Below are 24,849 nucleotides of genomic sequence, written 5' to 3' on the forward strand. Positions count from 1 at the left end.
GCGGGAGTGGAATTGTCAAACACGGACGTGCGCAATGAGCAGGAATTCATCGACCGTCTCTACGACCGGCTCGCCGAGCTGCGCTCCGGCGCCGAGGCGGCGGTCAAGGGCGCCCTGGCGATGGACGGCACCACCTTCCAGGCGCGCCAGGAGCGCGATGTGATGGTGGCCGAGCAGTCCGGGCTGCTCGCGGCGTTCAACGCCGGGGAGCACGGGCTGTGCTTCGGGCGGCTGCTGTTCCGCGACGGCGCCGACCATCACATCGGCCGCATCGGCATCCGCGCGGCCGACGAGGACCGTACGCCCCTGGTGATCGACTGGCGGGCCGAGGTCGCCCGCCCGTTCTATCTCGCCACCGGCCACACCCCCATGGGGCTGCGCCGCAGGCGTCACATCACCACCGAGAGCCACCGGGTCACCGACCTCCACGACGAGATCCTCGATCTCACCGACACCGCCCGCACCGGCCACGAGGGCAGCGACGCGGACGCCGTCCTCCTCGCCGCGCTCGACGCCGCGCGCACCGGCCGGATGCACGACATCGTGCAGACCATCCAGGCCGAGCAGGACCGCATCATCCGCGCCCCGCACCAGGGCGTCCTCGTCGTCGAGGGCGGCCCCGGCACGGGCAAGACCGTCGTGGCCCTCCACCGGGCCGCGTACCTCCTCTACGCCCACCGAGAGCGGCTCGCCCGCCGCGCCGTACTGATCGTCGGGCCCAACCCGGCCTTCCTCGGCTACATCGGCGAGGTGCTGCCCGCGCTCGGCGAGACCGGCGTCCTCCTCGCCACGCCCGCCGAGCTCTTCCCCGGCGTCCGCGCCACCGGCACCGACAGCCCCCGGGCCGCCGGGATCAAGGGCGCCGCCGGCATGGCCGGCACCCTGGCGGCGTACGTCCGCGACCGGCAGACCGTGCCCGAGCCCGGCGCGCCCTTCGTCATCGAGCACGACGACGGCGAACTCGTCCTCGACACGGACATCGCCACCGAGGCCCGGCGCCTGGCACGGGAGACCAGGCTGCCGCACAACCTCGCCCGCCCCTACTTCGCCTTCCGCGTCATCGACGCCCTCACCGCCCGGATCGCCGACCGCATCGGCACCGACCCCTACGGCGGGCCCAGCCTCCTCGGCCCGGACGACATCGCCCAGCTCGGCAAGGCCGTCGCCGCCAACCGCGACGTCCACGCCGCGATCGACGACCTGTGGCCGGCGCTCACCCCGCAGCGGCTCGTCGGCGACTACCTCACCGACCCCACCCACCTCCCCGAGGAGGACGCCGCGGCGATCCGGCGCGACGGCGGCCCCTGGACCCCGGCGGACATCCCCCTCCTCGATGAAGCCGCCGAGCTCCTCGGCGAGGACGACTCCGCCGAACGCGCCGCCGCGGAGGCCGCGCGCCAGGAGCGCGTCCGCTACGCCCAGGGCGTCCTCGACCTCTCCTACGGCTCCCGCACCCAGGAGTTCGAGGACCGCGAGGACGAGGACTCCGAGGTCCTCTCCGCGCACGACCTCATCGACGCGGAACGCCTCGCCGAACGCCACGAGGAGGCCGACCACCGCAGCGCCGCCGAACGCGCCGCCGCCGACCGGACCTGGGCGTTCGGCCACATCATCGTCGACGAGGCCCAGGAGCTGTCCGCCATGGCCTGGCGGCTGCTGATGCGCCGCTGCCCCACGCGGTCCATGACCCTGGTCGGCGACCCGGCCCAGACCGCCGAACCCGGCGGCTGCGGCGCCTGGGACGCCATCCTCACCCCGTACGTCGGCGACCGCTGGGAGCACGTACGGCTGGGCGTCAACTACCGTACGCCCGCCGAGATCATGGCCGTCGCGGCCGGCGTCGTCCGGTCCGCGGATCCGTCCTTCGAGCCGCCGAGCTCGGTACGGTCCACGGGGGTGGGGCCGTGGATGTGCCTCGTCTCCGGCGACTCGGCGGCCGACCTGGCGGACGCGGTGGCCGAGGCGGTCGTCTCCGAGACGGCCCGTGAGATGGCCCGCATCGCGGTCATCGCCCAGCGCCGGCACCACGCGGCCCTGCGCGCCGCCCTGCCGGCGGCCTCGACGGGCGCGAACCCGGACCTGACCAACCCGGTGGTCCTCCTCGACCCGCGCCAGGCCAAGGGCCTGGAGTTCGACTCGGTGATCGTCGTCGAGCCGGGCGAGTTCGGGACGAGCGACCTGTACGTCGCCCTGACGCGCGCGACCCAGCGCCTCGGCGTCATATACGACGGCGACGGCGCCGGGCTCCCGGCGGGGCTGGAGCTGGAGGGGATGGCCGGTTGAGCACACGGGTCCGGGTCCGGGGGGTGCTGAGCCCCCGGACCCGGACCCCCTGGGCGTCAGTTCTGGTACGTCGCCTCGATCTTCAGGTACGTGCCCGGCGTCTGGGGCTCCCACGTGCACTGGGAGATGTCGCCCGAGTCGACGCCGCACTTCGTCGTCGTACGGTTGGAGTTCCAGTCGCGCTGGGCGTCCCAGCCGCCGATGGAGCCCAGCCGGACGTCACGGGCGTGGGCGACGAGGTCGTGCATGTCCTGCTCGTGGAAGCGCTCGCCGCCGTCGTTGATGCCGTACATCGGACAGGCGCCCAGCCGTGCCCAGACCTCGGCGTCCGTGAGGTGGGGGTAGGCCTGCTTGACCGTGCGGTGCATGAAGCGCGTCGCGATGACGGCTTCCGTGCCCTGGGGGCGGTTGGGGTTGCCCATGGTCATGGTCATCCCGTTGAACAGCGACGGGAGGATGCCCGCGTCGGCGAGCATGCCGATGAAGGCCTGACCGTCGGTGTTGAACCCGGCGACGAGGTCCGGCGGGCAGTTCGGGTCGTCGGGCCCGAACACGTCGGCGGGGCGGCGCTCGCGCCCGGCGTCGACGGGCAGGGTGTAGGAGATCCGGAGCTGGGGGCGGGCGTCCAGCAGCTTCAGGACGATGGCGATGTGCCGGGCGAGGAACGGCTTGTCCTTCTGGGCCGCGCCCTCGATGTCGAAGTCGATGCGGTCGATCTCGTACGCTTCGAGGATGGACGAGTACCAGCCGTAGACCTTCTCGACGTCCGTGTGGACCAGTTCCGCGATGTGGTTGGTCCAGCCGCCGATGGAGACGACCGGGTGTCCGCCCAGCGCCTTGAAGGCGCGCACGTCGTCGGCGTTGTGCTTGCCGTTGATGGCGTCGTAGGTGGGGATGCTGCCCCAGCACGGCTCCATCTGGTCGTTCGCGACGGTGATGAAGCCGAGCGATACGCCCCGGACGCCCGTGGCCTGGGCGATGGGCGTGATCTCGTTGAGGTGCCAGTCGCCGGAGACGGTGTTGCCGCCGGCGTAGTCGATGAACGGCATGACCGGGATGTCCCAGGCGGGCCGTTCCCCGGTGGCCGCACCGGAGTTGAACCCGATCGTGACGGGCTCGGAGAAGAGGCCGCGGATGTTCATGGCGACGACGGTGACCTCGTAGTCGGTCCCGGGCGTCAGACGGCCCACGAGGGCGGGCGGCCCGGTGACCACGACGGGCTCCCGGCCGGGGATGTCGACGGTGATGTGGTACTCGATCACCGCCACCTGGTCGGTCGAGGGCGTCCAGTCGAGCAGTACGGAGCGTCCGAGGGCCCTCTCGACCCGGAGGTCGGTGACCGGGGTGGGGGGCGTGTCGTACTCGGGCACGTCCGCCGGGACGCCGTCGACCTTGATGTTCTTGGGCAGCGGGTCGAGCGTGCCGCTGTAGGACACGATGACGAAGTTCGTGCCGTGCGCGGGAATTTTGCGCTTGTAGCTCTCGACCGCTCCCGTGACGTGCTGAGCCTGCTGGGTCACCACGAGGCCGACGTTGTTGCTGACGGTCTGCCCCTGGGCCACGTCGAACTCGATGGTCGAGATGTTCTTGTCGTCGTCGGTGAGGTTGAAGACGGTGAGCCGGATGGAGCCTCCGCCGACCCACTGCTTTTCGACGGAAGGCCGGACGAGGATCGTGTACTCGCTGTTGGACGTGGTCATTCCGTGCCCCTTTTCCCGAAGGCCGGTCCCGTACGGTCACCTGGAAAAATATTCGGCCGGACGGCTTCTCCTAAGGCCCCTATACGGCCTGCCGGAAACGACGGCTGCCCCGCGCCAGCCGGGCACCGTATACAGGCAGGTCAGTCACCCCTCAACACCGTTACAGGCGGCCGCGTTTGTCGCATTCGAGCCGCTGTGGCGCGTCATGGCCGCCCCTTAGGCCCCGCAACACCGCGATACCGGCCAATCATGAACAGTCCACCTCTAACGGTCATGACGCATTCACGGGGACCAATCCCCCGGTGGCCGTGGGGTTTTCCCCACCCTTAAGGGAACGGTGGGCCGGATGGGCAGAACGTCGCCGACCGGCCAATCTTCTCGGCATGACGAACCAACGCACCCGAAAATCCCTCCTGTTCGCCCTCGCCACCTCCGCCGTGGCGGCCACCCTCGCCGCACCGGCACAGGCCGCACCGGTGGCCTCACCCGCCCTCCACTGGAAGCCCTGCGCCGACGCGCCGACCAGGGAGTGCGCCGACCTGTCCGTACCGGTCGACTACCGCGCTCCGGACGGCCCCCGGGCCCGGCTCGCGGTGTCCCGGCTGCGGACGGACCACCCGGAGGCGCGGCGGGGGACGCTGCTGCTGATACCCGGCGGGCCCGGTGGCTCCGGTTTCGACCTGCTGGAACAGAAGGGCGAGGCCATGCGCGGGGAGACCGGCGGGGCGTACGACATCGTGAGCTTCGACCCGCGCGGCACCGGCACCCACGGCAGCAGCCTCGCCGACTGCGGGCTGGACAAGGGCGACCTGGAGATCAGCAGCTACATCCCCTGGCCCGGCCCCGACGGCGACATCGGCGAGAACGCCGCCCGTGGCCGCCGTATCGCCGACGCCTGCGCCCGCAACGGCGGCCCGCTCCTCCGCTCGTTCACGAGCGCCAACGAGGTGCGCGACGTCGAGCTCCTCCGTCAGGCCCTCGGCGAGCGGAAGCTGTCGGTCTACGGCGTCTCGTACGGGACGTATGTGACGGCCCAGTACGCGCAGCAGCACCCCGACCGGACCGACAGGGTCGTACTGGACAGCTCGGGCGACCCCGACCCCACCCGGGTCGCTCGCGGGTGGCTGGCGAACATGGCCGTCGGGGTCGAGGACCGCTTCCCCGACTTCGCGAAGTGGGCCTCGACGCCCGGCAACCCCGACCGGCTGGCCGACACCCCCGTGGCCGTCCAACCGGTGTTCCTCTCACTCGCGGCGAAGCTCGACGCCTCGCCCCGGAAGTTCGTCGACGGTCACGAACTGACCGGCAACCGTCTGCGGATGGGTCTGCTTCAAACCCTGCACTCCGACAAGGATTTCGCGCCCCTGGCGAAACTGATCCGCGCCGCCCGCGACACCGCCGACGAGGAGAAGCTGACCGTCCCCGACGTCCTGCCCTTCGCCGTGTCCCAGTCCGACGCGGCCGTACGGACGGCGACCATCTGCAACGACGTCGCCTGGCCGAAGTCGCTCCCCGCCTACCGGCGGGCCGTGGCCGCCGACCGGATCCGGCACCCGCTGACGGCGGGCATGCCCGTCAGTGTCATGCCCTGCGCGTTCTGGAAGGACGAGCCGGCCGACAAGCCCGGCCGGATCACCTCCCGGGGGCCCTCGAACATCCTGATGGCGCAGAACCTGCGCGACCCGAACACGCCCCACAGCGGCGCCCTCAAGATGCGGGAGGCCCTGGGCGAGCGGGCCCGGCTGGTCACCGTCGACTCCGGCGGCCACCAGGCGTACCTCGCCAACGGCAACGCCTGCGGCGACCGGACCGTCAGCGCGTTCCTCAAGACGGGACAGCGTCCGGCGGAAGATGTCGTCTGCCGCTAGACGATGTTCTCCCGGGCCCATTCCTTCGCCTGCTCCAGTTCCTCCTCCCGGAAGGCCGTGAGGATCACCCGGTTCCCGTCCGGGTCGTCGATGGTCAGGTCCGAGGTGAACCACAGGGTGTCCGCGGGGCCCTCGACCCGGGCCCCGTCGACCGGGACCTCCCGGAGCAGGGCCGCCAGCTCCTCGAGGTCCTGCCCGCCGGCGGCGAAGCTCACGGTGGTGCTGCCGCGGACCGGCTCACCGGGGGTGAGCAGGATGTCCTGGTACCTCATCCGCCGCAGGTGCACCAGCGCGGTGGACCCGTCCGGTCCCGGGATGGTGGCCAGGGTGAAGAACCCGACGGCGTGGTAGAACGCCTCGGCGGCTTCGATGTCCGCGACCTTGAAGTTGGCGAACATCGGCATGGGATAGATGGTGCGGTCGAAGGCGACCGCGGACTCGGCGGTGTTGATCTCGCTCATGCCGTCGACAGTAGAAGTTGACGTAACGGCAAGGGCAAGTCGTCAGAACAGCTGCTGCTGGCCGTCCATCGGGGGCTGCTCCGGGTCGAAGAGGACCGGTTCCGTCGCCAGGAGCGGGGCCGAGCGGCGGGAGCCGGGGCAGGACATCAGCTCGTACGTGAACGCGGGGCGGCGGCCCGGCGGGTCGTGGCGGGCGATGCGGCCGCCGACGACGGCGATCTCACGGGCACAGACGGGACAGGCCCGGCGGGGGGAGGACATCCCACCAGTGTCCCTCACCTTTCGGCCACGCCGCCAAGACGAGGACCGGCCCGGCTGCGGGCCGCCCCGGAGGGCTCGGGGCCGTCAGAACGAGTCCGCCGGCACATGCGTCCCCCACACCTCCCGCAGCGCCCCGCACACCTCCCCCACCGTGGCCCGGGCCCGGAGGGCTTCCCGCATCGGGGGCAGGACGTTCTCCGCCTCGCTCTCCGCCGCCCGCCGCAGCGCGTCCAGTTCGCGCGTGACCGCGCGGCCGTCGCGGTCCGCCCGGAGCCTCGCCAGGCGCTCGCGCTGCCGCGCCTCGATGTCCGGGTCGACGCGCAGCGGCTCGTACGGCTCCTCCTCGTCGACGCGGAAGCGGTTGACGCCCACGACGACGCGGTCGCCCGACTCGGTCTCGCGCGCGACGCGATAGGCGTTGCGCTCGATCTCGCCCTTCTGGAAGCCCCGCTCGATGGCGGCGACCGCGCCGCCCATGGCCTCGATCTCGTCCATCAGCTCCAGGGCCGCGAACTCCAGCTCGTCCGTCATCGACTCGATCGCGTAGGAGCCCGCGAACGGGTCGACCGTGGCGGTGACGTCCGTCTCGTGGGCGAGCACCTGCTGGGTGCGCAGGGCGAGCCGGGCCGCCTTCTCGGTGGGCAGGGCGATGGCCTCGTCGTAGGAGTTGGTGTGCAGCGACTGGGTGCCGCCGAGCACGGCGGCCAGGCCCTGGACGGCGACGCGCACGAGGTTGATCTCGGGCTGTTGCGCGGTGAGCTGCACCCCCGCGGTCTGGGTGTGAAAGCGCAGCATCTGCGATCTGGGGTTCTTCGCCCCGAATTCATCCCGCATCAGCCGGGCCCAGATCCTCCGGGCCGCCCGGAATTTGGCGACCTCCTCCAGCAGGGTCGTACGGGCGACGAAGAAGAAGGAGATCCGGGGCGCGAAGTCGTCGACGTCCATCCCGGCGGCGACGGCCGTACGGACGTACTGGACGGCGTCGGCGAGGGTGAAGGCGACCTCCTGCACGGGCGAGGCGCCGGCCTCGGCGATGTGGTAGCCGGAGACGGAGATGGTGTTCCAGCGGGGGATCTCGGTCCGGCAGTAGGCGAAGATGTCGGCGGTCAGCCGCAGCGAGGGCTGGGGCGGGAAGATGTACGTCCCGCGCGCGATGTACTCCTTGAGGACGTCGTTCTGGATCGTCCCGGTCAGGCGGCTCGCGGGCACGCCCTGCTCCTCGGCCACCAGCTGGTAGAGCAGGAGCAGCAGGGCGGCCGGGGCGTTGATGGTCATCGACGTGGACACGTCGCCCAGCGGGATGCCGTCGAAGAGCTCCCGCATGTCCTCGACCGAGTCGATCGCGACGCCGACCTTGCCGACCTCGCCGCTCGCGATCGGCGCGTCGGAGTCGTGGCCCATCTGGGTGGGCAGGTCGAAGGCGACGGACAGGCCGTGGCCGCCGTCGGCGATGAGCCGGCGGTAGCGGGCGTTGGACTCGGCGGCCGTGCCGAAGCCCGCGTACTGGCGCATGGTCCAGGGGCGCTCGGTGTACATCGTCGGGTACACGCCACGGGTGAAGGGGTACGCGCCGGGGGCGCCGAGCCGGTCCCCGGGATCCCAGCCGGCGAGGGCCTCCGGGTCGTAGACGGGCTTGACGGGCAGTCCGGACTCGGTCGCCCGCGATCGGGTCGTCATGGGACACGCCTCCCGCTGTTCGGGTTCCGGAAGCCTCCACTTCGGACTGTAGTCCTCCGGAGGTGTCCGTCCCGGTCGCCACACACGGCGAAGGGGGAAGGGGGGCGCGGGCAGGACCGGGGGAAAAGCCCCGCCCGCGCCAAGGTGCGCGGAGCCGACTAATGGGGGGGAACTTCGGCTCCGCGCAGCCGATGACCAGTCGGCTCACTACCTACAGCGCCGACGCCCCGAAAAGTGTCACACCCGGCGTGGCGCCCGCTGTCGCACCAGCTGTCGCACCCGCTGTCGCGGCGGGGGCCGGCACGCTGACGTGGGGCATGCTGCGGGTGCGCGGGGCGCGGTTGACGAGGTCGTCCCACACCGAGCCGTCACCGTCCTGGCCGTCGGAGGCGAGGACACGCTCGCAGTACGTCCGGACGGCCGACGAGCCACCGGCGAACCGCTCCAGGGTGCGGGCCTCGTCCTCGTCGAGACCCTTGCCGTTGGCGTTCCCGTTGCCGGTGCCGTTGTTGCCGTCGCGCTTGCCGTTGGCGAGAAACTCGCGGCAGACCTTGGCGGCCCAGACACGGCCCGCCTTGCCGTTGTCGAGGGCACCGGGGTCGTCGTTCCTGCCGTCCTTGCCGGGCTTGTCGCCCTTGTTCCCCTTGTCGTCCTTCCCACCCCTGGCGTCGTCCTCGTCGCCGTGCGACGGGCTCGCCGAGGAGCCGGACGCCGGTCCGGACTCCTTGTCACCGGGGGTACGGGAGGGGTCCGGGCGACCGCTGGGGTGGGCGCTTGCTCCGGGGCCGGGGGTGGTTCCGGGGGTGGGCACGCCGGGGGCGACCGTCGCCATGTCGGTGTCGTCGGCGAGGGTCACGCTGGCGGAGGGCGACGGCTCCTTGCCGGACCTGCCGAACGGCCCGGGCAGGACGCCCGTACCGGCCGCGACCGCGACACCGCCCACCGCGCAGCCCGCGAGCGCCAGCGCGAGGGCCGTCCGGGCGGGACGGCGCAGGAAGGAGCGCAAGGCTTCGACGGGCCACAGCCCGGCGCCTCGCGCGGCGACGGGGGCGAGGGCGGCCGTGACGGCCGGAGCCGCCGAGGCGGCGCGCGCCTCGCGGAAGGCCGCGAGCGCGGCCTCCTCACCGGGCAGCGGGGCGGCTCCCGCCGACGGGATGTCAGACAGGGAGCGGAAGGCCGTCTCCAGCCGCTTCGCGACGGCCCCGGCCCCGTCACCGGCGGGGAACCCGGCAGCGGACCCGGCGGGAGCGGACCCGGCGGCAGGCGCGCCCGGCGCGCCCGCTCCCTCGCGGGAAGCGAAGAAGTCACCGCGCAGCAGCCGCTCCACGGCGTCGTCATCCAGCCAGTCGTGCTCGTACCGGTGGTCGTCCGACATCACATGTCCTTCTGCGTCCGCGCGCGCAATTGCGTCACACCGGAAGAAACGTTCGCTCCGCCGGCCCGCCGGTCCTGGCCGGCATCGACGGCCGAGGGCCCGCCGGGGCCCGCCGTCACCAGCTCGGCGAGCCGCCGCAGGCCGCGGTGCGCGGCGGTGCGCACCGCGCCGGGCCGTTTGCCCAGCACTCCGGCGGCGCTCTTGGCGTCGAGGCCGACGACCACCCGCAGCACCACGGCCTCGGCCTGGTCCTGCGGAAGCTGGGCGATGAGGGCGAGGGTACGCCCCGTGCCGAGGGCCTCCAATGCCTCCCCGGCGGTGTCCGCGTCGGCGGCCCGCGCGGCGAGCTCGCTCTCGTCGCCGCCTATGGCCGGGCGCCGGCCGCGCATGCGTATGTGGTCGAGGGCGCGGTTGCGGGCGATCCTGGCCGCCCAGCCGCGGAAGCGGTCGGCGTCGCCGGTGAACCGCTCCAGGTCCCTGGCTATCTGGAGCCACGCCTCCGAGGCCACGTCCTCCGCGTCGACCTCGCCGACCAGCGTGCGCACGTACCCGAGCAGGCGCGGGTGCACGGTCCGGTAGACCGTACGGAATGCCGTTTCGTCCCCGCTCTGCGCCGCGCGCACCGCGACGGTCAGCTCAGCGTCGTCCCCCTGCACGCTCACATCCTGCACCACTGATCGCACTCGCGGTTCAGGAGGCCGCCGGACCGGCGCCGAAAGGATTCTGCTGAGGCGGCGGGCCGTAGGGAGCGCCCCCGACCGGTGCCCCGTACGGCGGGACGGCGGGCGGCGCGAAGGGCGGGACGGGCGGAGCCGCGTACGGCGCGGCGGGCGACGGTACGAACGGCGGGGCGGGCGGCATCGCCAGGGGGCCGGCCATGGCCCGCTGCTCCTGCATCCGCGTCAGCTGCCGGACGACGAGCAGCGCGAACACCGTGTCGGCAAGGAGCAGCAGCACGGACAGGCCGTCGACGGCGAGGGAGCTGTTGAGCAGCTCGACGGCGTTCCTCCAGTCGGAGCCGGAGCCGGATTGAAGCCTGAGCTTGCGCGAGGCGACCGAGGACATGCCGTCGCCCACCGCGCTGAGCACGTTGGCCGCGATCCACAGCACCCACCAGGCGTTGAGCAGGCCCTTGGGGGCGCTCTGCGGGCCGCCGGGGGCGCTGGCCCGGTAGGTGTCGTTCGCCATCTGCTTGGGGAACCAGAGGTTCACGACCGGGGTGAACCAGCTGCCCACCGCCCAGCCACTGCCGAAACGGTGGGTACCGGGCGCGAACACCTCGGCGTTGAGGCGCACCCGGCGGAACCAGATCACCCACAGGACCGCCGTGGCCGCCATGCCGAGGAACGACAGCACGGTCATCGCGCCGGCGAAGGAGTCGGCGTCGTCGACGGCGTCGGAGGCGGACGAGCCCGGATGGCCGTTGTCGAGGATGTCCTGAATCACGCTGCGCTGCTGGCCGACGGCCGCGAGGCGCAGCATCAGCAGCAGGGCGACCACGCCCAGCAGGACGTTCAGGGCGATCCGTACGCCGCGCCGCAGATCCACCCCGCCGACCGGGCCGGGCATGGCGGCCGGGTACGGATACGGCTGCGGGTATCCGTACCCGTACGGGCCCGGGGCGGGATGCGGCTGCGCGGCCGTGTGCGGCTGCTGGTAGGCGCCACAGGCGGCGCACCGGCCGTCCGGTCCCACGGCGGCAGCGCGGCATCGACCGCACGGATACATCGGCAGGACCCCCAGGAATCGTGACGTGGTCAAACGGCTACGAGCGGGTGATATTACGCGCTCCGGACGACCGGCCCCGGCCCGGGGAAGAAGTGGAGTGACGAATTTTCGATTACCGGCGCTGTAAGAGATGCGTGCCCCACCAGGGTTCGCAGCGGACGGCGGTCGGGGCCTCTCCTGTGGGGGGTGGCGGCCCCGGCCGTCCCCGTCCGATTCCCGCCCGGCTTCCCGCCCGGCTTCCCGCTCAGCGCCGCACCCGCCCCGCGAGGGCCGCGAAGTCCGCCCACGACAGCCGCGGCGGCCGCGGGTCCCACAGCCGCTGGGAGACCGCCGCGAGCGGCAGCCTGATTCCCGCCGCCACCTGCTCCGGCGACTGCGCGTCGGCACGATCGCACCAGACCGCGAGCCGCCCGCCGGGCACCCGGTCCGCGCCGGACGCCACGTTCGCCGGAACGGGGCCCGTGCCCCGCAGGACGGGCGGCGACCACGCTCCGTAGATCCGCTCCCCCGTCGGATAGCGGAAATCGTTGGGCTCGCCGAGCACGTAATAGAGGTATTCGTCGTTCAGGTTGACCACCGTGCGTCCCTCGTTCAGGTAGTCCTGCGGGCGACGCGCGCCGATCTCCTTGCCTGTCCAGTATTCGACTTCGATGGATTTGTCCGGGGCGACGACCCCGCCCGTGAAGAAGCCGTCGTTCCACGCCTTGGGGGTCTTGCCCAGGCCGCGCACCACGGCCGCCCGGTCGTTCAGCCAGGCCGTGGCCAGGTCCTGGACCCGGCCCTGGGGGCCGAACCGCTGACGGGCCAGCTGGGCCAGCCGGGGGTAGGAGGCCTGCGGGTCACGGGACATCAGGGCCCGGTACTCGTCGGCGCCCAGGTGGAACCAGGGGCCGGGAAAGAGCGGGGCGTACTCCCGCAAAAGGTCGTCGACGACCCGCGCGGACTCGGGGTTGCCGATGTCGACCGCGCCCCGCGCCGCCGTACCGCTCGCGTCGCGGAGCTGGAGGGCCGGGCGGGCGGCGATGACCGCGCCGAGGTGGCCGGGCGAGTCGATCTCGGGGACGACGGTGATGTGGAGGTCGGAGGCGAGGGCCACGATCCGGCGGAGCTCGGCCTTGGTGAGGTGCTGGGGGGAGACGGCCTCGGGGTGGGAGGAGCTCTCGATCCGGAAACCCTGGTCGTCGGAGAAGTGCAGACCGAGCTGGTTGAGCTTGAGGTCGGCGAGCTCGCGCAGCCGGGCCGCGATCCAGTCGGCGGTGAAGTGCTTGCGGGCGGTGTCGAGGTTGAGGCCGCGCTGGGGCCGGTCGGGCGCGTCCTTGATCACGCCCTCGGGCAGTCCCCCGCCGCCGCGCACGGCCTGGACGACGGTCCGGGTGCCGTAGAAGAGGCCGGCGGCCTCGGGGGCGGTGACGGTGACCTTGCGGTCCTGGACGGTCAGCTCGTACGACTCGGGGCCGCCGGCCTGTCCGGCGCGTGCGATCAGCTCCACGTCGCCGGGGCGGGCGGGCCCGGCGTCGTAGGTGAGCCCCAGGTCGCCGGCGAGCCGGCGGGCCTCGTCGGCCGGTTTCCCGGCCGCGGCCACCACCCGGGCGCCGGGCGCGGGCCGCCAGCCGGGGCCGGAGCGCTGGGTGTACTCCCGGACGGCCGGGACCACGTCAGGAGGGCCCTGCGGTACGGGTGTGGACGGGGAGACGGTGGCCGGGCCCGAGGCGGCGGGGGTGGAGGCGGCCGGGGCCCCGGCGGCGGAGCCCTGGGCGGAACGGGAGTCGTCGGCGCCCGGGTGCCCGGCGTGGCCGTCGCGCGGACAGCCCATGAGGGTCATGGTGGCGAGGAGGGCGCAGCTGGCCACCGTTCCCCGGACGGCCGAAGCCCGGGTGATCCTGACAGACCGTCCCATGGAGAAAACCTCCCATTTGGGGCTTTGGTGTCGAAGATATGGGTTTTCTCCCTGACTACCCCCCACATCCCCCCGGACACGCCGGAAGCTTGAATTCCAAGGGATCCGGCGGGGTCCGGGCGGGGTCTCGGTGCGATCTCGGCCCGGACTCGGGAAGGTTTCGGTACGGCCCCCTGGGCCCGCGGATTCCGCTCGGCCTAGGCCGTACGTGCCTGTTTGATCACACCTGCCGTACCCCGGGGGACCGAACCGACAAGGCGTCGCTACGATGGCCAGGGCCGGTGGACCGTACCCGGCCGGGCCCGACCGACAGTGAAGCCGGCAGGCCCCAATCCCCGCTCCCGGAGGGTTTTCCGTGCCGGCTGGAACGCTGTACCGCGGCCGGGAAGGCATGTGGTCCTGGGTGGCTCATCGAGTCACTGGCGTCCTCATTTTCTTCTTCCTGTTCGTACACGTCCTCGACACCGCTCTCGTCCGTGTCTCCCCCGAGGCATATGACGACGTCGTCGCCACGTACAAGACACCGATCGTCAACCTGATGGAGTACGGCCTCGTGGCCGCCATCCTCTTCCACGCCCTGAACGGCCTCCGCGTCATCGCGGTGGACTTCTGGTCCAAGGGACCGCGGTACCAGAAGCAGATGCTGTGGAGCGTCGTCGGTGTCTGGGTCGTGCTGATGGCAGGCGCTTTCTACCCCGTGCTCCAGCACACGCTGCGCACGCTGTTCGGGAGCTGAGTCGCGAGATGTCCGCTGAAACCACCCCCGCCGTGACCGACGCCTCCGTGTCGCTCTACGACGTCGACAACCCGGCCCCGGTCATCGAGGCGCCGCGCAAGCGCACCAAGAAGACCCCCAAGGCGACGCGCACCAACTTCGAGATGTACGGCTGGCTCTTCATGCGCCTGTCCGGCATCGTGCTGGTCGTCCTGGTCCTCGGCCACCTGCTGATCCAGCTCGTTCTCGACGGCGGCGTCAACAAGATCGGCTTCGCCTTCGTGGCCGGCCGCTGGGCCTCCCCGTTCTGGCAGGCCTGGGACCTGATCATGCTGTGGCTGGCGATGCTCCACGGCGCCAACGGCCTGCGCACGGTCATCAACGACTACGCGGAGCGGGACAACACCCGCTTCTGGCTGAAGATGCTGCTGTACACCGCCACGGTGTTCACCGTCCTGCTGGGCACGCTGGTGATCTTCACCTTCGACCCGAACATCCGCTAGGCCACGGGGCTGAGGTAATCACGATGAAGATCCACAAGTACGACACCGTCATCGTCGGCGCCGGTGGCGCCGGCATGCGCGCGGCCATCGAGTCGACCAAGCGCAGCCGCACCGCGGTGCTCACCAAGCTCTACCCCACGCGCTCCCACACCGGCGCCGCGCAGGGCGGCATGGCCGCCGCCCTCGCGAACGTCGAGGAGGACAACTGGGAGTGGCACACCTTCGACACGATCAAGGGTGGCGACTACCTGGTCGACCAGGACGCCGCCGAGATCCTGGCGAAGGAGGCCATCGACGCGGTCCTCGACCTCGAGAAGATGGGCCTGCCGTTCAACCGCACCCCGGACGGCACCATCGACCAGCGCCGCTTCGGCGGTCACAGCCGTAACCACGGCGAGGCCCCGGTCCGCCGGTCCTGCTACGCCGCGGACCGCACCGGCCACATGATCCTCCAGACGCTGTACCAGAACTGCGTCAAGGAGGGCGTGGAGTTCTTCAACGAGTTCTACGTCCTGGACCAGCTGCTCACCGAGGTCGACGGCGTCAAGAAGTCCGCCGGTGTGGTGGCGTACGAGCTCGCCACCGGCGAGATCCACGTCTTCCAGGCCAAGTCGGTCATCTACGCCTCCGGCGGCACCGGCAAGTTCTTCAAGGTGACCTCCAACGCCCACACCCTCACGGGTGACGGCCAGGCGGCCTGCTACCGCCGCGGCCTGCCCCTGGAGGACATGGAGTTCTTCCAGTTCCACCCGACGGGCATCTGGCGCATGGGCATCCTGCTGACGGAGGGCGCCCGCGGTGAGGGCGGCATCCTCCGCAACAAGGACGGCGAGCGCTTCATGGAGAAGTACGCGCCCGTCATGAAGGACCTCGCCTCGCGCGACGTCGTCTCGCGCTCCATCTACACGGAGATCCGCGAGGGCCGCGGCTGCGGTCCCGAGGGCGACCACGTCTACCTGGACCTCACCCACCTGCCGCCGGAGCAGCTGGACGCCAAGCTCCCGGACATCACCGAGTTCGCCCGGACGTACCTCGGCATCGAGCCCTACACGGACCCGATCCCGATCCAGCCGACCGCGCACTACGCCATGGGCGGCATCCCGACCAACGTCGAGGGCGAGGTGCTGGCCGACAACGACACCGTCGTCCCCGGCCTCTACGCCGCCGGCGAGGTCGCGTGCGTGTCCGTGCACGGCGCCAACCGCCTGGGCACCAACTCGCTGCTCGACATCAACGTCTTCGGTCGTCGCTCCGGCATCGCCGCCGCCGAGTACGCCCAGAAGGCCGACTTCGTCGAGCTGCCGGAGAACCCTGCCGAGCTCGTCGTGGAGCAGGTCGAGCGGCTGCGGAACTCCACCGGCAAGGAGCGGGTCGCCGAGCTCCGCAACGAGCTCCAGGAGACCATGGACGCCAACGTCATGGTCTTCCGCACCGAGCAGACCATCAAGACGGCCGTCGAGAAGATCGCCGAGCTGCGCGAGCGCTACAAGAACGTGTCCGTCCAGGACAAGGGCAAGCGCTTCAACACCGACCTGCTGGAGGCCATCGAGCTGGGCAACCTGCTCGACCTGGCCGAGGTGATGGCCGTGTCCGCGCTGGCGCGCAAGGAGTCCCGCGGTGGTCACTACCGCGAGGACTTCCCGAACCGCGACGACGTCAACTTCATGCGCCACACCATGGCGTACCGCGAGGTCGACGCGGACGGCAAGGACTCGATCCGCCTCGACTACAAGCCGGTCGTCCAGACCCGCTACCAGCCGATGGAGCGTAAGTACTGATGAGCACCCCGACTCTCGAGAAGGTGGAGGCCGAGGCGCAGGCCTCGCCGTACATCACGGTCACCTTCCGCATCCGCCGGTTCAACCCGGAGGTCTCGGCGGAGGCCACCTGGCAGGACTTCCAGGTCGAGATCGACCCGAAGGAGCGCGTGCTCGACGGTCTCCACAAGATCAAGTGGGACCTGGACGGCTCGCTGACCTTCCGTCGCTCCTGCGCGCACGGCATCTGCGGCTCCGACGCCATGCGGATCAACGGCAAGAACCGGCTGGCCTGCAAGACCCTGATCAAGGACATCGACCCGGCCAAGCCGATCACGGTCGAGCCCATCAAGGGGCTGACGGTCCTCAAGGACCTCGTGGTCGACATGGAGCCGTTCTTCCAGGCCTACCGCGACGTCATGCCGTTCCTGATCACCAAGGGCAACGAGCCGACGCGCGAGCGTCTGCAGACCGCCGAGGACCGCGAGCGCTTCGACGACACCACCAAGTGCATCCTGTGCGCCGCGTGCACCTCGTCGTGCCCGGTGTTCTGGAACGACGGCCAGTACTTCGGCCCGGCGGCGATCGTCAACGCGCACCGCTTCATCTTCGACTCGCGTGACGAGGCGGGCGAGCAGCGCCTGGAGATCCTGAACGACAAGGACGGCGTGTGGCGCTGCCGCACGACCTTCAACTGCACGGACGCCTGCCCGCGTGGCATCGAGGTCACCAAGGCGATCCAGGAGGTGAAGCGGGCGCTGATCACGCGCCGCTTCTGACCTCCGGTCCGGTCACCCGGCCGTTTCGGCGAGGGCCCGTCTCCCACCTTCGGGTGGGGGCGGGCCCTCGCCCGTCGTCCGGCGGAGTCAGGCGGCGTCAGGCGGACTTGAGCGCCATGCGCGCCAGCGCCTCGTCCTCGCGGCGGCGGGCCTCCATCGCCCGGCTCACCCCGCGCAGCGCCTCCTTCTTCCGCTCCAGCTCGGCCATCTGCTCCTCCACGCGGGCGAGCTGATCGTCCACCACCCGGACGGAGTGGGAGCAGGTGAGCAGCCCGGGGCCGCCCTGGGCGCAGGGCAGCAGGGTGCGGATGACCTCGGTGGTCATCCCGGCGTCGAGGAGTTCGCGGATGCGATGAACGCGCTGGACCGCGGCCGGGTGATACCTACGGTAGCCATTGCTGTCCCGCTCGGAGCCGAGCAGTCCCTGCTGCTCGTAGTAGCGGAGCAACCGCGCACTGACCCCCGTGCGTTCCGACAGTTCACCGATACGCATAAGCGAATCCCCCACCCACACTTGACCTTGACACTGATGTCATGGGGCAACCTGTGCCACATGACACGGATTCCCGCACTCGCAACGGCCGTTCACGGCACCGGCCCCGGGCTGCTCCTCGCGCACGGCGCGGGCGGCAGCATCGAGGGCAATTACGTCCCCATCCTCCCGGCCCTCTCCGCGGCGCACACGGTGGTGGCCCCCGACTATCCCGGCTCCGGCGCCACGCCGCGTGCCACCGGTCCGCTGGACCTCGACGCGCTGGCCGACGGGATCGTGGCCGCGGCGGACGTGGCCGGGCTGGAGAGTTTCACCCTGGTGGGTTATTCGCTGGGCACCATGGTCTCCGTACGGGCGGCCGCCCGGCACCCGGAGCGGGTGCGGGGCCTGGTCCTGACGGCGGGCCTGGCCAAGGCCGACAACCGGACGCGGGCCTCGCTCTTCCTGTGGCAGCGGCTGCTGGCGCAGGGCGACCTGGAGGGGTTCGCCCGGTTCGTGGCGCTGAGCGGCTTCGGCGAGACGTTCTTCAACGGCCTTCCGGAGGCGACGGTCGAGCCCTTCCTGGAGCTCGTGGCGCGCGGTGTCCCGGCCGGGGCGGCCGAGCAGGCCGCCGTGGTCGGCGCCTCCGACACCACCGGTGACCTCGCCGGCATCTCCGTGCCCACGCTGGTCGTCGCACCTCTCCAGGACACACTGGTCGCCCCGGCCAACTCCCGTTTCCTCGCGGAGCGGATCGCGGGCGCGGAGTACGCGGAGATCGACACGGGCCATGTGCCGATGGCCGAGCGGCCGGAGGAGTGGCAGAAGCTGATCCTGGACTTCCTGGGCCGGCACGGTCTGTGACGTCGGCACAGTGTGTGACGGCGCCGGGCTATGCCGGCCGGTCGTACCCCACCGTGTTCGTGGCCAGTTCCTCCGCGGTGATCTCGGAGGCCCAGCCCTCGGGCGGCTCCTGATAGGGGCTGCACGCGCCACAGGCCGCGCACGTCCACCGGCCGTGGATGCCGTGCACGACGACGCCGCACCCGGCGCATGTGTCGGTCGTGTAGTAGGGCGGCTCGCCCGGCGAGGCGGGCGAGCGCCACGGGTGCTGGTCCATCCGGTCCATACCCCCAGCCTGCCACGCGCGGCGGCCCGGGGGCCCGGCGCTACGCGAGGGGCTTGCGCAGCAGCATCATGAAGAAACGCGTCTTCTCACGGATGATGGTGCGGACGCCCGTGTACGCGGCGTCCGTCTGCTCGACGAACTCGGCGCCCAGCGCGGCCGTGAGCTCCTCGCGCCGGTCGCGCAGCAGCAGGGCGATCATGTCCGAGCTGATCGCCAGATTGGCCGAGAGGTCCTTCAGCTCCAGCGTCCGGAATCCGGTCCGCTCCAGCAGGGCGAACAACTCGGCCATCGGAAGCGGCGGGTTGGAGGCCAGGACCGTCTCGTAGATGCCCAGCTCGACGGGGGTGAGCTCGGCTATCAGGGACGACTCCAGGATCATCAGCTGCCCGCCCGGGCGCAGCACCCGCCAGGCCTCGCCGAGGGCTTTGGCGCGGTCCATGTGGCACAGGCTCTCCACCGCCCAGGCGGTGTCGAAGCTCTCGTCCTCGTAGGGCAGGTTCATGGCGTCGACGACCTCGAAGGTGAGGCGGTCGGCCAGGCCGGTGGCCCGGGCCATCTCCTGGGCGCGGGCGATCTGTTCCTTGCTGACGGAGATGCCGGTGACACGGGTCCCGCTCTGCTCGGCGAGGCGGGCGGCGGGGCGGCCGGGGCCGCAGCCCATGTCGAGGTGGTGCCCGCCGGGGCGGGCGTTCATCAGGCGGATGAGGTAGTCGGTGTAGCGGTCCTGCGCCTGTGAGGAGAGGGCCACGAGGTCCATGCTCGCCGGATGGGGCTCGTCCGGCGACACCCACAGGCCGCAGTGCACGCTGTCGCCGAGGGTCATGTGGTACAGGTCGCCGAACTTGTCGTACCAGGCTCCCACTGTCTCGGCCTTGATGAGGTCCTGAGGAGCTTCTTGCTGCGGCACGTCGTCCCCTTCCGGGAGGGTTCCGGGAATCAGCGGTACTCGATCAGTAGTGCTTGATCAGTAGTGCTTGATCAGCCGTACGCGATCGAGTGAAGTCCGCGGCCGCGGACGGGACAAGGTCGCCTATCGCGCCCAGCGGATCATTCCGGCCAGTCCCCAGTCCTCAGTCCCCAGTCCTCAGATCCGGGCCAGCATCCACAGCCGCCAGATGCCCGTGCCGTCCGTGAGGTACTGCGTCCCGGCGATGCCCGCGTTGCTCAGGACGTAGTCCTTCCGCTGCCACAGCGGCACCAGCGGTACGTCCTCGGCGACGATCTTCTGGATGCTCCGGAAGTCGTCCGCGACCCGGCCGCGCTGGTCGTTCTGCTGGGCCTTGCGGATGAGCTTCTCCACCAGGGGGCTGGAGTAGCCGGAGTGGAGGGCGTTGCCGTCGCCCACCAGGGGTGTGGTGAAGGTGTCCGGGTCGGGGAAGTCGGCCAGCCAGCTGACGCAGTACGCGTCGTACGCGCCCCGGGCGTAGCCCCGCTGGAACTCCGTCCACTCCACCCGTTTCGTCGTCACCTCGAACAGTCCCGTGGCCTCCAGCTGGCGGCGCAGCATGGCCGCCTCCTGGTCGGTGGCCGCGCCCTTGGAGTAGGCGAGGGTGAAGCGGACCGGGGTGACCACGCCGGCGTCCAGCAGCAGCCGGCGGGCCCGGTCCGCGTCGGGCTTCGGGTAGGCGTCGAAGAAGGACGTGGCGTGGCCGGTGAAGCCCTGCGGGACGAGCGAGTAGAGCGGCTCGACGGTGCGGAGGTGGACGTCCCGGGCGAGGGCCTGGCGGTCGACGAGGGACGCGACGGCCTGCCGTACGGCGAGCGGCTTCGCCGGGGCGCCGTCGCGCAGGTTGAAGACGAGGAAGCGGGCGTTTGCGCCGGAGGTCTCGGTCATCCGGGAGCCGGTCTCGGAGAGCGAGTACTTGGCCAGGTCGGCGGGTGGCATCTGGCGGGCGGCGACGTCGACGGTCCCGTGCCGCCAGGCGTCGCTCATCCGGGCCGGGTCGGGGAAGTAGCGGACCGTCACCGGGGAGCCGACGTCCTTGATGGCGCCCTCGTACTGGTTGTTGGGCGCGAGCTCGGCGCTCGTCCCCGGCCGGTAGTCCTTGAGGGTGTACGGGCCCGACCCGTCGACCCGGTCACCCCGGCGCAGTGCGTCGAAGGGGTACGCGCGGCGGTCGACGATGGAGCCGGCGCCTGTGGCGATCTTCAGCGGGAAGGTCGCGTCGGGGACCTTGAGCCGGAAGGTGACGACGCGTCCGCCGCCGGAGGTCTCGACCGAGCCCAGGGTGTCCAGCAGCGGTCCGGGGCCCTGCGGCGACTTGATCCGGGCGATGCGGTCGAAGGAGAACTTCACGTCCTCCGCGGTCAGCTCGTGCCCGTTGGCGAAGCTCAGCTCCGGGCGGAGCTCGCACGTGTACGTCCGCAGGTCGTCGCCCTTGAAGCCGCAGCTGCGGGCCGCGTCCGGCACCGGGTTCTTCGAACCGGGGGCGAAGGTCAGCAGGGTCTGGAAGAGGTTGCCGTACAGCGCCCACGACCCGGCGTCGTAGGCGCCCGCCGGGTCGAGCGCGGTGACCGTGTCGGTCGTGCCGACCTGGACGGGCCCCCGGTCGCGGTCCTCCCCCGGGGTGAGCCGGCAGCCGCCGGCGCCCGCCGCGAGCAGCAGGAGCGTCAGCGACACCCCGGCCGCGCGCCGACCGCGTAAGCCTTTTCGTAGTGACCCTCTTCGTAGTGACCCTCTTCGTAGTGACCCTCTTCGTAGTGACCCTCTTCGTACCCGGACCTCACGCATCCCCCGCGCCCCTCCCGCCCAGTGATGCGCATCACCGTAGAAGGGGGAACGGGCGTACGTCCCGGGAATGGGTCAACCGGCCGCTATGAGCTAGGCCTATGAGCTACGCCGCAGCGCCCTGACGCCACGCAACCCGATGAGGCCGACAGCCGTCCCCAGAAGAAACGAGGTGACCGCGAGCAGCAGGTGGACCCAGAAGTACGCGGTGGGGGAACCCGCGTCGTCGAAGGCCAGTCCGCTGCCGTCCTTCCAGAGATTTTTCACGAAAGTGACCCAGATGACCCAGCTCCAGGCGCCGAACGCCAGCAGGAACCACGACACGGGACGGGAGAGGGTCGCGGGAACCGGTGCCGGAGCGGAGGGGGCCGACGGAGTGGGGGCCTCGGGCTCGGTGGGGGCCCCGGGCTCGGTGGGGGAAGCATTCACCATGGGTTTCAGTATGCGTTCCGGCGCCGGCAATGGTCCTATCGGGTCCTCGGCGGGCGCCCTCCGTGAGGCGCCGTCCCGGTCGACGGAGCGTGGCGGTACGTTCACCAGCGTGCCGACGACGACATCACACCCCCCGCGGTACTCCGCGACGCCCCGACGCCGCTGCGCGGCCCTGCTGGCGGCCGGTGCCTCGCTATTGCTCCCTCTGGCGGCCGCCGCCCCCGCCCTCGCCGTTCCCGCCCCGGGCCCCAGCGGCTCCCCGGCGGTCCCCCCCGGCGCCTCGGCGACCCCCGGCAAGGCCGCCGACGGCAAGGCCAAGCCCCCGCCGAAGCGGCTGCCGCCCGCCAAGATGTCGACGGTGGGCGGCGAGCTCCTGGGCCGGTCCGGCCCGCAGGTCCAGCTGGGCCCCGGCGCGCCCGAGCTGCCCCGTGAGCTCAGTGGGAACTCGTGGCTCGTCGCCGACGCCGAGACCGGTGACATCCTCGCCGCCAACAACGCCCACTGGCAGCTCCCGCCCGCCTCCACGCTGAAGATGCTCTTCGCCGACACGGTGCTGCCGAAGTTCCCCAAGGACAAGAAGCACGAGGTCAGGCCGTCCGACATGGAGGGCATGGGCGAGGGCAGCAGCCAGGTCGGGATGAAGGAGGGGCTGAGCTACTCCGTCCACGACATGTGGATGGGCGTCTTCCTGCGCTCCGGCAACGACGCCGTGCACGTGCTGTCCGCGATGAACGGCGGCGTCGCCAAGACCGTCCGGGACATGCAGGAGCACGCCGACGAGCTCCAGGCCAACGACACCCACGTCATCACGCCCGACGGCTACGACGCCGAGGGGCAGGTGTCCAGCGCCTACGACCTGACGCTGTTCGCCCGCTCCGGCCTCCAGAAGGCCGACTTCCGCGAGTACTGCTCGACGGCCCGGACGCAGTTCCCCGACGAGGACCACCCGGGGAAGACGAAGGAGATCGTCAACACCAACCGGCTCCTCACCGGCCAGGACGGGGTGCCGGCCTACAAGGGCATGGCGGGGGTGAAGAACGGCACCACCACCAACGCCGGCAACACCTTCACCGGTGTCGCCCAGCACGACGGCAAGAAGCTGCTGGTCACCGTGATGAACCCGGAGACCAAGGAGCGCAACCAGGTCTACAAGGAGACCCAGTTGCTCCTCGACTGGGGCTTCGAGGCGGTCGGCCACGTCAAGCCGGTGGGCGTGCTCGTCCCGCCGAAGGGCGGTTTCCCCGCCGACAAGGGCGCTACGGGCGGGCAGTCCCCGCAGGGCGCCCAGGCCGCCGTCACGGGCGGCGGCGACGGCATGTGGACGGCCGTCGGCCTGACGGGCGGGGCGCTGGCGGTGCTGGCCGTGGCCGGGTTCGTCGTCAACCGCAGGCATCCGCTGCCGGAGCGGGGGCGGCGCCGGCCGGGTCACGCGGCCCCGCCTAAGAGCCCGCCGAGCCCCCCACAGAACCCCTCGCAGAACCCTCCGCAGGACTGAGCTCGCGCTTCTCGCCGTGCCGCGTGGCCGCGTCGTCCGTGGCGGTCCACGCGGCACAGTAGAGCGTGAGCTTCGCCGTGAAGTTGATCCACAGCAGCAGGGCGATCGGGGTGCCGAACGCGCCGTACATGCTCCTGGCCGCCACGCCCCGCAGATAGCCGCTCAGCACCAGCTTGAGCAGCTCGAAGCCGACCGCCCCGAGCAGCGCGCCGGTGACCAGCCGGCGCCGCTCGGGGCGGACGCCGGGCAGCCGTGACAGGACGTAGAGCATCAGCAGGAAGTCCGCGAGGACGGCGATGCAGAAGCCGAGGGCCGTCAGCAGCCCGCCGACGCCCTCCAGCCCGGCCCGCTCCACGACCCAGCCGACCGCGGCCGACGCGAAGGCCGAGCAGCCCGCCGACAGCAGGAAGACCCCGCCGAGGCCCAGCAGCAGGGCACCGTCCTTGACCTTGAGGAGCAGGACGTTCCCGGGGTCCTCCTCCAGCTCCCACACCACCCGCAGGCACTCCCGCAGCTGACGGACCCAGCTGACGCCGGTGAACAGCAGCAGGGCGCCCGCGACGAGGCCGACCGTGCCGGCGTTGTCGGTGAATGTGCTGATGTCGAGGGCCCCGGAGGGCACCTGCTCGGCGATCCGCCGCTCCAGGTCCTTGGTCTGCCGGTCGCTGAGCACGGCGGCGGCCACGGCCGCGCCGAGGGTGAGCAGGGGGAAGAGCGCGACGAAACTCGAGAAGGTGATCGCGGCGGCGAGCCGCGTCCACTTCACACGATCGAGGGTGGCGTACGCGCGCCAGGCGTGCGTACGCATCGCCTTCGCGGCGAGGGGGCCGATCAGGGGCAGCCGGGTGAGCCAGTCCATGAGCTACGGATACCCGTGCCTTCCTGCCGGGGCACGGCCGGGGTCACGCCGTCGGTCATGCCGCCGGTCGCGTTGTCGGTCACGCCGTCGGTCCCAAAGGGAAAGTCGCGCTCGAGGCGCCAGATACCGTCCTCTCCCTGCTCGTAGAGGGCGAAGCCCTCGATCGTCCACTCCGCCTCGTAGTCCGCGAGCTCCGCGAAGGCCCGGTCCATGGCCTCCTCGGCGATGCCGTGGGCCACGGTGACATGCGGGTGGTACGGGAACTGGAGCTCCCGCGCGACCGGGCCCGACGCGTCCCGCACCCGCTTCTGGAGCCATGCGCAGGCGGCCGAGCCCTCGACCACGTTCACATAGACGACGGGCGAGAGCGGCCGGAACGTGCCCGTCCCCGACAGCCGCATCCGGAAGGGGCGCCCCGCCGCCGCGACCTCGGCGAGGTGCCGTTCGATCGCGGGGAGCGACGAGACCTCCACCTCGGTGGGCGGCAGCAGCGTGACGTGCGTGGGAATGCCGTGGGCGTGCGGGTCGCCGAAGCCCTCGCGGCGCTTCTGGAGGAAGCTGCCGTACGGCTCCGGGACCGCGATCGAAACGCCGAGCGTTACGGTCCCCACTGCGTTCTCCCTCCTGGCGCCTGTACGTCCCCGTGGTCAGTGTGACGGCTGCGCCGCTCCCACTGCCAGATCTCCTGGTCCCGCCCGCCCGGGATCAGGGTCCCGACGTGCGCGGACGC

General features: G+C 71.4%; 23 protein-coding genes. 8 read left to right on the forward strand and 15 right to left on the reverse strand.

All coding sequences use genetic code 11. From position 1 onward, the window contains the following. The first annotated feature begins 12 nt into the window (after nt 1–12). Entirely contained in the window at nt 13–2,283 is a 2,271-nt protein-coding gene (locus AB0E98_RS16965) for a DNA/RNA helicase domain-containing protein (protein ID WP_361702899.1), read from the forward strand. 56 nt (nt 2,284–2,339) lie between these two features. On the opposite strand, the gene AB0E98_RS16970 is transcribed toward AB0E98_RS16965, so the two are convergent. Then, a complete protein-coding gene (locus AB0E98_RS16970; RefSeq protein ID WP_361702901.1) occupies nt 2,340–3,983 on the reverse strand; it encodes a fibronectin type III domain-containing protein in 1,644 nt (547 codons plus the stop codon). 383 nt (nt 3,984–4,366) lie between these two features. Between AB0E98_RS16970 and AB0E98_RS16975 the strand changes: the two genes are divergently transcribed. Then, complete coding sequence (locus AB0E98_RS16975) at nt 4,367–5,851, forward strand: alpha/beta hydrolase (RefSeq protein WP_361702902.1); 1,485 nt, start codon at nt 4,367–4,369, stop codon at nt 5,849–5,851. Here the strand turns inward: AB0E98_RS16975 and AB0E98_RS16980 are convergent. From AB0E98_RS16980 to AB0E98_RS17010, 7 genes are all read right to left on the reverse strand, one after another. Next, nucleotides 5,848–6,312 (reverse strand): hypothetical protein, encoded by a 465-nt coding sequence (locus AB0E98_RS16980; protein WP_361702904.1) that lies wholly within the window; start codon nt 6,310–6,312, stop codon nt 5,848–5,850. The two genes, AB0E98_RS16975 and AB0E98_RS16980, sit on opposite strands and share 4 nt — an antisense overlap. A gap of 42 nt (nt 6,313–6,354) precedes the next feature. Further along, the gene (locus AB0E98_RS16985; protein WP_229351826.1) at nt 6,355–6,573 is read right to left on the reverse strand and encodes a hypothetical protein; all 219 of its coding nucleotides are present in this window, start codon (nt 6,571–6,573) and stop codon (nt 6,355–6,357) included. Nucleotides 6,574–6,657: 84 nt separating this feature from the next. Continuing rightward, entirely contained in the window at nt 6,658–8,250 is a 1,593-nt protein-coding gene (locus AB0E98_RS16990; protein ID WP_361702906.1) for a methylmalonyl-CoA mutase family protein, read from the reverse strand. A gap of 211 nt (nt 8,251–8,461) precedes the next feature. Beyond that, a complete protein-coding gene (locus AB0E98_RS16995; protein ID WP_361702907.1) occupies nt 8,462–9,625 on the reverse strand; it encodes a hypothetical protein in 1,164 nt (387 codons plus the stop codon). Beyond that, entirely contained in the window at nt 9,625–10,281 is a 657-nt protein-coding gene (locus AB0E98_RS17000; RefSeq protein WP_361703622.1) for an RNA polymerase sigma factor, read from the reverse strand. The genes AB0E98_RS16995 and AB0E98_RS17000 overlap by 1 nt, the downstream gene beginning before the upstream one ends. Before the next feature lie 34 nt (nt 10,282–10,315). Further along, a complete protein-coding gene (locus tag AB0E98_RS17005) occupies nt 10,316–11,320 on the reverse strand; it encodes a DUF4328 domain-containing protein (protein ID WP_361702909.1) in 1,005 nt (334 codons plus the stop codon). Between the two features lie 277 nt (nt 11,321–11,597). Then, nucleotides 11,598–13,250, reverse strand: a complete 1,653-nt coding sequence (locus AB0E98_RS17010; protein WP_361702910.1) for a glycoside hydrolase family 20 protein — start codon at nt 13,248–13,250, stop codon at nt 11,598–11,600. Between the two features lie 355 nt (nt 13,251–13,605). On the opposite strand from AB0E98_RS17010, the gene sdhC reads away from it, so the two are divergent. From sdhC to AB0E98_RS17030, 4 genes are read left to right on the forward strand one after another with little or no spacing between them, the layout of a single operon-like run. Further along, nucleotides 13,606–13,986, forward strand: a complete 381-nt coding sequence (gene sdhC, locus AB0E98_RS17015) for a succinate dehydrogenase, cytochrome b556 subunit (RefSeq protein WP_311611552.1) — start codon at nt 13,606–13,608, stop codon at nt 13,984–13,986. 8 nt (nt 13,987–13,994) lie between these two features. Continuing rightward, complete coding sequence (locus tag AB0E98_RS17020; RefSeq protein ID WP_361702913.1) at nt 13,995–14,468, forward strand: succinate dehydrogenase hydrophobic membrane anchor subunit; 474 nt, start codon at nt 13,995–13,997, stop codon at nt 14,466–14,468. Between the two features lie 23 nt (nt 14,469–14,491). Further along, nucleotides 14,492–16,246, forward strand: a complete 1,755-nt coding sequence (gene sdhA / locus AB0E98_RS17025) for a succinate dehydrogenase flavoprotein subunit (RefSeq protein WP_361702914.1) — start codon at nt 14,492–14,494, stop codon at nt 16,244–16,246. Further along, nucleotides 16,246–17,004: a succinate dehydrogenase iron-sulfur subunit gene (locus tag AB0E98_RS17030; protein ID WP_361702916.1), complete on the forward strand. Its 759-nt coding sequence runs from the start codon at nt 16,246–16,248 to the stop codon at nt 17,002–17,004. The genes sdhA and AB0E98_RS17030 overlap by 1 nt, the downstream gene beginning before the upstream one ends. A 97-nt stretch (nt 17,005–17,101) precedes the next feature. Here the strand turns inward: AB0E98_RS17030 and AB0E98_RS17035 are convergent, their stop codons facing one another. Beyond that, the gene (locus tag AB0E98_RS17035; RefSeq protein WP_361702917.1) at nt 17,102–17,497 is read right to left on the reverse strand and encodes a MerR family transcriptional regulator; all 396 of its coding nucleotides are present in this window, start codon (nt 17,495–17,497) and stop codon (nt 17,102–17,104) included. Between the two features lie 60 nt (nt 17,498–17,557). Between AB0E98_RS17035 and AB0E98_RS17040 the strand changes: the two genes are divergently transcribed. Further along, nucleotides 17,558–18,340 carry an alpha/beta hydrolase gene (locus AB0E98_RS17040; protein ID WP_361702919.1) on the forward strand — a complete coding sequence of 261 codons (783 nt, stop codon included), beginning with the start codon at nt 17,558–17,560 and terminating at the stop codon, nt 18,338–18,340. A 28-nt stretch (nt 18,341–18,368) separates the two neighbouring features. Here AB0E98_RS17040 and AB0E98_RS17045 read toward each other — a convergent pair whose 3' ends face one another. The 4 genes from AB0E98_RS17045 to AB0E98_RS17060 form a co-directional block, all read right to left on the reverse strand. Further along, nucleotides 18,369–18,605, reverse strand: a complete 237-nt coding sequence (locus tag AB0E98_RS17045; protein WP_311611561.1) for a hypothetical protein — start codon at nt 18,603–18,605, stop codon at nt 18,369–18,371. Between the two features lie 40 nt (nt 18,606–18,645). After that, nucleotides 18,646–19,512, reverse strand: coding sequence for a methyltransferase domain-containing protein (locus AB0E98_RS17050; RefSeq protein WP_361702921.1), 867 nt, complete (start codon nt 19,510–19,512; stop codon nt 18,646–18,648). 177 nt (nt 19,513–19,689) lie between these two features. Next, nucleotides 19,690–21,225: an ABC transporter substrate-binding protein gene (locus AB0E98_RS17055; RefSeq protein WP_361702922.1), complete on the reverse strand. Its 1,536-nt coding sequence runs from the start codon at nt 21,223–21,225 to the stop codon at nt 19,690–19,692. 207 nt (nt 21,226–21,432) lie between these two features. Then, entirely contained in the window at nt 21,433–21,657 is a 225-nt protein-coding gene (locus tag AB0E98_RS17060) for a hypothetical protein (protein ID WP_361703624.1), read from the reverse strand. A gap of 217 nt (nt 21,658–21,874) precedes the next feature. On the opposite strand from AB0E98_RS17060, the gene AB0E98_RS17065 reads away from it, so the two are divergent. Then, nucleotides 21,875–23,260 (forward strand): D-alanyl-D-alanine carboxypeptidase, encoded by a 1,386-nt coding sequence (locus tag AB0E98_RS17065; RefSeq protein WP_361702924.1) that lies wholly within the window; start codon nt 21,875–21,877, stop codon nt 23,258–23,260. On the opposite strand, the gene AB0E98_RS17070 is transcribed toward AB0E98_RS17065, so the two are convergent. Continuing rightward, complete coding sequence (locus AB0E98_RS17070) at nt 23,205–24,119, reverse strand: YihY/virulence factor BrkB family protein (RefSeq protein WP_361702926.1); 915 nt, start codon at nt 24,117–24,119, stop codon at nt 23,205–23,207. The genes AB0E98_RS17065 and AB0E98_RS17070 overlap by 56 nt on opposite strands. After that, entirely contained in the window at nt 24,092–24,730 is a 639-nt protein-coding gene (locus AB0E98_RS17075) for a 2'-5' RNA ligase family protein (protein ID WP_361702928.1), read from the reverse strand. Before AB0E98_RS17075 ends, AB0E98_RS17070 begins: the two co-directional genes overlap by 28 nt. Nucleotides 24,731–24,849: the final 119 nt, after the last annotated feature.

The sequence above is a fragment of the Streptomyces sp. NPDC037389 genome, assembly GCF_040636475.1.
Taxonomy (GTDB): Bacteria; Actinomycetota; Actinomycetes; order Streptomycetales; family Streptomycetaceae; genus Streptomyces; species Streptomyces hesseae.

Excerpts from the sequence above, each read along its gene's own strand:
- AB0E98_RS16985 (WP_229351826.1), bottom strand. The coding sequence starts at position 6,573 with ATGTCCTCCCCCCGCCGGGCCTGTCCCGTCTGTGCCCGTGAGATCGCC.
- sdhA (WP_361702914.1), top strand. The coding sequence starts at position 14,492 with ATGAAGATCCACAAGTACGACACCGTCATCGTCGGCGCCGGTGGCGCC.
- AB0E98_RS17010 (WP_361702910.1), bottom strand. The coding sequence starts at position 13,250 with ATGGGACGGTCTGTCAGGATCACCCGGGCTTCGGCCGTCCGGGGAACG.
- AB0E98_RS16995 (WP_361702907.1), bottom strand. The coding sequence starts at position 9,625 with ATGTCGGACGACCACCGGTACGAGCACGACTGGCTGGATGACGACGCC.
- AB0E98_RS16980 (WP_361702904.1), bottom strand. The coding sequence starts at position 6,312 with ATGAGCGAGATCAACACCGCCGAGTCCGCGGTCGCCTTCGACCGCACC.
- AB0E98_RS17040 (WP_361702919.1), top strand. The coding sequence starts at position 17,558 with ATGACACGGATTCCCGCACTCGCAACGGCCGTTCACGGCACCGGCCCC.
- AB0E98_RS16990 (WP_361702906.1), bottom strand. The coding sequence starts at position 8,250 with ATGACGACCCGATCGCGGGCGACCGAGTCCGGACTGCCCGTCAAGCCC.
- AB0E98_RS17030 (WP_361702916.1), top strand. The coding sequence starts at position 16,246 with ATGAGCACCCCGACTCTCGAGAAGGTGGAGGCCGAGGCGCAGGCCTCG.
- AB0E98_RS17035 (WP_361702917.1), bottom strand. The coding sequence starts at position 17,497 with ATGCGTATCGGTGAACTGTCGGAACGCACGGGGGTCAGTGCGCGGTTG.
- AB0E98_RS17020 (WP_361702913.1), top strand. The coding sequence starts at position 13,995 with ATGTCCGCTGAAACCACCCCCGCCGTGACCGACGCCTCCGTGTCGCTC.
- AB0E98_RS17045 (WP_311611561.1), bottom strand. The coding sequence starts at position 18,605 with ATGGACCGGATGGACCAGCACCCGTGGCGCTCGCCCGCCTCGCCGGGC.
- AB0E98_RS16975 (WP_361702902.1), top strand. The coding sequence starts at position 4,367 with ATGACGAACCAACGCACCCGAAAATCCCTCCTGTTCGCCCTCGCCACC.
- AB0E98_RS17070 (WP_361702926.1), bottom strand. The coding sequence starts at position 24,119 with ATGGACTGGCTCACCCGGCTGCCCCTGATCGGCCCCCTCGCCGCGAAG.
- AB0E98_RS16970 (WP_361702901.1), bottom strand. The coding sequence starts at position 3,983 with ATGACCACGTCCAACAGCGAGTACACGATCCTCGTCCGGCCTTCCGTC.